Origin of the sequence: Arthrobacter sp. H5, from assembly GCF_000520595.1 — a bacterium.
Taxonomy (GTDB): domain Bacteria; phylum Actinomycetota; class Actinomycetes; order Actinomycetales; family Micrococcaceae; genus Arthrobacter_D.
This window is the reverse complement of the sequence record NZ_KI915031.1, coordinates 1-4,697: the sequence shown is the minus strand read 5'-3', so window position 1 is coordinate 4,697 and position 4,697 is coordinate 1. Positions and strand designations below refer to the sequence as shown.

The 4,697-nt window shown below is 61.4% G+C and carries 4 protein-coding genes; 1 reads left to right on the top strand and 3 read right to left on the bottom strand.

What is annotated here, in order from left to right:
- On the bottom strand, positions 1–1,124 hold a 1,124-nt coding region (locus Y708_RS28735), incomplete at its 3' end, for an ATP-binding protein (RefSeq protein WP_035777013.1).
- 235 nt (positions 1,125–1,359) lie between these two features.
- Here Y708_RS28735 and Y708_RS0119935 point away from each other — a divergent pair.
- A complete protein-coding gene (locus Y708_RS0119935) occupies positions 1,360–1,584 on the top strand; it encodes a DUF7455 domain-containing protein (RefSeq protein ID WP_028281276.1) in 225 nt (74 codons plus the stop codon).
- A 137-nt stretch (positions 1,585–1,721) separates the two neighbouring features.
- Here Y708_RS0119935 and Y708_RS0119930 read toward each other — a convergent pair whose 3' ends face one another.
- A complete protein-coding gene (locus tag Y708_RS0119930; protein ID WP_028281275.1) occupies positions 1,722–2,939 on the bottom strand; it encodes an RNA polymerase sigma factor in 1,218 nt (405 codons plus the stop codon).
- Between the two features lie 326 nt (positions 2,940–3,265).
- Positions 3,266–4,495: a DUF4192 domain-containing protein gene (locus Y708_RS27765; protein ID WP_028281274.1), complete on the bottom strand. Its 1,230-nt coding sequence runs from the start codon at positions 4,493–4,495 to the stop codon at positions 3,266–3,268.
- Positions 4,496–4,697: the final 202 nt, after the last annotated feature.

The window sequence follows — 4,697 nt, the reverse complement described above, 5'->3', positions numbered from 1 at the left end:
ACAGTCAACACGGCCGTCAGGCCGGCGAAGACGTCGTCCTTCTCGATCTTGTCGTTGCCCGCTTTGAGCTTTCGGGCGTTGGTCTCAATCACCTTGCGGAATGTTTTCAGCAGCGCCTGCTCAAACCCACTCTGATGCGTTCCGCCCTTTGGCGTTGAAATGATGTTGACGAAGCTCTTGACGGTGGTATCATACCCGATGCCCCAGCGCAGTGCAACGTCCACCTCGCAGTCGCGCTCCACTTCAGTGATCTGGCTGTGCCCGCGGTCATCCAGCACGGGAACTGATTCCTTGAACCGTCCGGACCCGTGAAGCCGCCAAACATCCGTGACGGCACTGTCTGCCGCGAGGAACTCGGCGAACTCGGAAATGCCGCCGTCGTGATGGAAGACTTCCTCAACCGGCCCGTCGGTGCCCGGCAGCCCGCGCTCGTCACGCAGTTTGATCCGCAGGCCCGGCACCAGGAAGGAGGTCTGTCGCGCACGCGCCTGCAGTTCCTCATAGGAGAACCGGGCGTCGGGGGTGAAGATCTGGCGGTCGGCCCAGTAGCGGACCCGTGTTCCCGTCACTCCGCGCTTAGTGGAGCCGACAACCTCCAGGCGGGAGCTTTCCAGGAAGGGGGAGAACTTGGCGGTGGGCGAAACGGTGCGCGTATCTTCGAAGTTGCCGGGCTCCCCCCGGCGGAAGGACATCTGGTAGGTCTTGCCCCCACGGTCCACCTGTACGTCCAGGCGGGCTGAGAGCGCATTGACCACGCTCGCACCCACGCCGTGCAGGCCGCCCGAAGCGGTGTAGGAACCGCCCCCAAATTTTCCACCCGCATGGAGCTTGGTAAAGACCACTTCCACCCCGCTCAAACCGGTCTTGGGCTCGGCGTCCACGGGGATTCCCCTGCCGTCGTCGTGGATTTCCACCGAACCGTCCGGGTGGAGAATAACGGAAATACTCTGTCCGTGGCCGGCAAGCGCTTCGTCAACCGAGTTGTCGATGATTTCCCACAGGCAATGCATCAGTCCACGGGAGTCCGTGGACCCGATGTACATGCCGGGACGTTTCCTGACCGCCTCCAGCCCTTCAAGTACTGAAAGATGGCGCGCGTTGTATTCGGTGCTTTGAGGGGCCACGTTTACTGAGAACTCCTTGGGGGGAACCGGACGGTTGCGCCCTGGCAGCGGGCGCACTCGTTCCAGCATATTCCCCAGTTCTGCTTGATAGCGTCAGGCATGGCGAAGCGGTGCATCATTCGCCGCTTTACCGGCAGGGACGTGATACGCGCTCAGCGAAAGACGACCCAGCTTGCGAAGAAACGGCTACGAATAGTGGTTATATGAAGTACTGGATCCACACAAGGAGGCAATCATGACAACAGCAACAGCAACGCGAGAACTAACGGCGTTGGACCGCTGTGACCGCTGCGGCGCGCAGGCATATGTGCGTGCGGTTCTTCAGTCCTCCGGTGGAGAGCTCCTCTTCTGTGGTCACCACTCGCGGGCCGTTGAGGCAACGCTGAGGCCGTTGACCTCTGACTGGCAGGACGAAACCGGGCGGCTGAATGAGAAGGTTCACCAGACCATCGACGACTGAGTACGTGGCTGACCGTCCGGCCGTCGGCCGGACGGTCAGTTAAACATAAATAGTGAAGTTAATAGTGAAGGACCCCTCTTCGTCGAAGAGGGGTCCTTCACTATTAACTGACCTGTTATCGGGTCCTGCCGAGGACTTTAGTCCAGATAGTCGCGCAGCACCTGCGAACGGGACGGATGGCGAAGCTTGGACATGGTCTTCGATTCGATCTGGCGGATCCGTTCGCGCGTGACTCCGTAGACTTTTCCTATTTCGTCTAAGGTCTTGGGCTGCCCATCGGTCAGGCCAAAGCGCATTGCCACTACCCCGGCTTCGCGCTCGGAAAGCGTGTCCAGCACCGAGTGGAGTTGCTCCTGCAGCAAGGTGAAGCTCACAGCGTCAGCTGGAACAACGGCTTCGGAGTCCTCGATCAGGTCGCCGAACTCGGAGTCCCCATCCTCACCAAGCGGGGTGTGCAGTGAAATCGGCTCCCGCCCGTACTTCTGTACCTCGACAACCTTTTCAGGTGTCATGTCGAGTTCGAGCGCTAGCTCCTCGGGAGTGGGCTCCCGCCCAAGGTCCTGAAGCATCTGGCGCTGGACACGGGCAAGTTTGTTAATGACCTCCACCATGTGTACCGGGATGCGGATTGTCCGGGCCTGATCGGCCATGGCCCTGGTGATTGCCTGCCGGATCCACCAGGTTGCATAGGTAGAGAATTTGAAGCCCTTGGTGTAGTCAAACTTCTCCACAGCGCGGATGAGTCCGAGATTGCCTTCCTGGATCAGGTCCAGGAAGAGCATCCCGCGGCCCGTGTAGCGCTTGGCCAGGGACACCACAAGGCGGAGGTTTGCTTCGAGCAGGTGGTTCTTGGCGCGCTTTCCGTCGTGGATAACCCATTCCAGTTCACGCCGCAGTTTCGGATTGATTGAGTCATCCGCGGCGAGCTTCTCCTCGGCGAACAGCCCGGCCTCAATCCTGAGTGCAAGGTCAACTTCCTGCTCCGCATTGAGCAGGGCAACTTTGCCAATCTGTTTGAGGTAATCCTTGACCGGGTCCGCAGTTGCTCCGGCTGAGACAACCTGCTGTGCCGGTGCATCGTCATCATCGGCATCAGAGTATACAAATCCGGTGCCTGTACTGGTCTCGGTCTCCGTGCCTTCGGCGTCCGCACCGGCTCCAGCGCTGGTTTCCGTCGCTTCATCCTGCTCAGCGGCAGAACCATTGGCACCGGTGGTGGATGCCTCTGTTGCCGGTTTCACCGCAGGACCGGCTGCAGTGACTTTGGGGGCCGCTTTTTTGGCCGGAGTCCTGCGCTTGGTGGTTGTTGTACCGGGTTCCGATAACACCGGTGCTGTTGTCTTCTTGGCCGACACAGAGAACCTTTCATACGGGCGGTCTGTGGTGCAGCCAAAGGGGCGACACCACTATGACCCTGTCAAGTCCGTGATTGAAATCAAGTGGAGTGGCGGGATGCGCCTATACTCCAGCAACCATCCCGCTGGCTACGCTATTCCCTGCCACGGTCCGTTCGAAGGTTTCCTCCGAAGCTTTCCACAGGTATCAGCGACACCACTTGAAACACGAACCCAACCGGGTCTCGGTTCCCATTGTCGCATGATTTCGGGGCACCGCGTGAATCACAGATAGCCGTCAACGGCCTTCATCCCGGTTGGTTGGACCGGCCTCCCGACGGGTTCCCTCAGGCAGCATGGGGCGACTCGCTCTGCCAGGCGCGGTCGCGCTGGCGGGTCCATGATGCAAGCGCGCCGGAACCAATCAGCTCCGTGAGCAAGCGCGCCAGGGCGTACCCGGGGGCCACCCGCACGGACTCCTGCAGGTAGAGGTGTGCTCTCGACCCCCTGCCGCGCGCCCACTCGATCCAGGCGAGGATGGTCAGAAGTGCAGCTCGCGAACTTCCGGACGCCAGGGGTGAAAGCGCCAGAAGAACGGCATGCAGCGCGTCCAGACGCTCCCAGTCCAGCGCACCCGCATAGGTACCCACAAAAACCCCGCCGAAGGCAGAGGCTGCATCTGCGGAGCTGGTCTGCGGGCCGGCGTCCGCAGCAGCCGGACGCGAACTCAGCATTGCCGTGCATTCGGCTGGAATGGCGACATGCGTTTTCTTGCCGCGGAAAGCACCCGACGCGGCTGCACCGCTGAGAGCAGCGTCCAGTCCAAGCGCGGCCAGCACCGGGAGGCAGTCACGAATCGGTGTGGCGGCAAGCCCAGCCAGGAGAAATGCCGTTACCTCGGGAGTGTCGGTCGGGCTGGCTGCCGGCTTGCCCTTGGTCGCTGAGATCACGACGTCCCACACCCTAAGAGCCTCACGCCCAAGGCCTTTGGATCCCCACCCGGCGGAATAGGCAGCCTGGTAGTCACCGCAGAGCCGCTTGATGTCCTCGTGGCTCTCCTGGCTCAGGTTACCTACGGCTGTTTCAAGAGAGTCCGCATAGCTGCTTCCCTGATATACCATTTCGGCATTGAGGCGGCTGTCGGTGATGGTCCCGCGTGGGTGCCCGGGCCAGGGACAGCAGCTCCCATCGTCACAGAAATACTCCCGCCAATGGCTGCCGCCGACCAGCCAGCCGTCCCGGAGCTGCAGCCCGGAAGCGTCAAGGACCAGATCCAGGCAATGCACCAGCTCCAGGTAGGGCGGCTCTGCGGGATCCGTCCACTCCTGGTCGGTGTACAGCACCATGAGGACTCCGTCGGCTCCTGTGTCCGATTGAAGGAACGAGCCGGCCCCCGAAGCGTAGTCAAACAGGTCCGTGTCAGGACCCGGCAGGTCCAGCCTCAGGGTGGCCCCGATGCGTTTGCCTGTCATCGTCAGGAAAACGAGGCTGTCTTTGGGTTGGAATCCCAGGACATGCGGCACGTAGCTGAGAATATCGGCGGGCGATGTCACGTTGAAAGGTGTCGGTGTGCTCATGCCTACGAGCATCTCCCCTGGTGCGGTCAGCTCGGGGGCCCAGTCCGCGTATGTGCATAACTCCAGCTATCTATCGGATTGTGGAGGACTGGTCCTGTTCCTGGGTTCCCCGCGCGCCGCGCGTCGTCGTCGTACTTCCCGCGCCAGCGCAACCCGAAGCGGCGGGACAATCACCGACTGCCTGGCAAGCTGTGCGCGTACC

Coding starts and splice junctions, on each gene's coding strand:
- Y708_RS0119935 (WP_028281276.1), top strand. CDS start 1,360: ATGACAACAGCAACAGCAACGCGAGAACTAACGGCGTTGGACCGCTGT.
- Y708_RS27765 (WP_028281274.1), bottom strand. CDS start 4,495: ATGAGCACACCGACACCTTTCAACGTGACATCGCCCGCCGATATTCTC.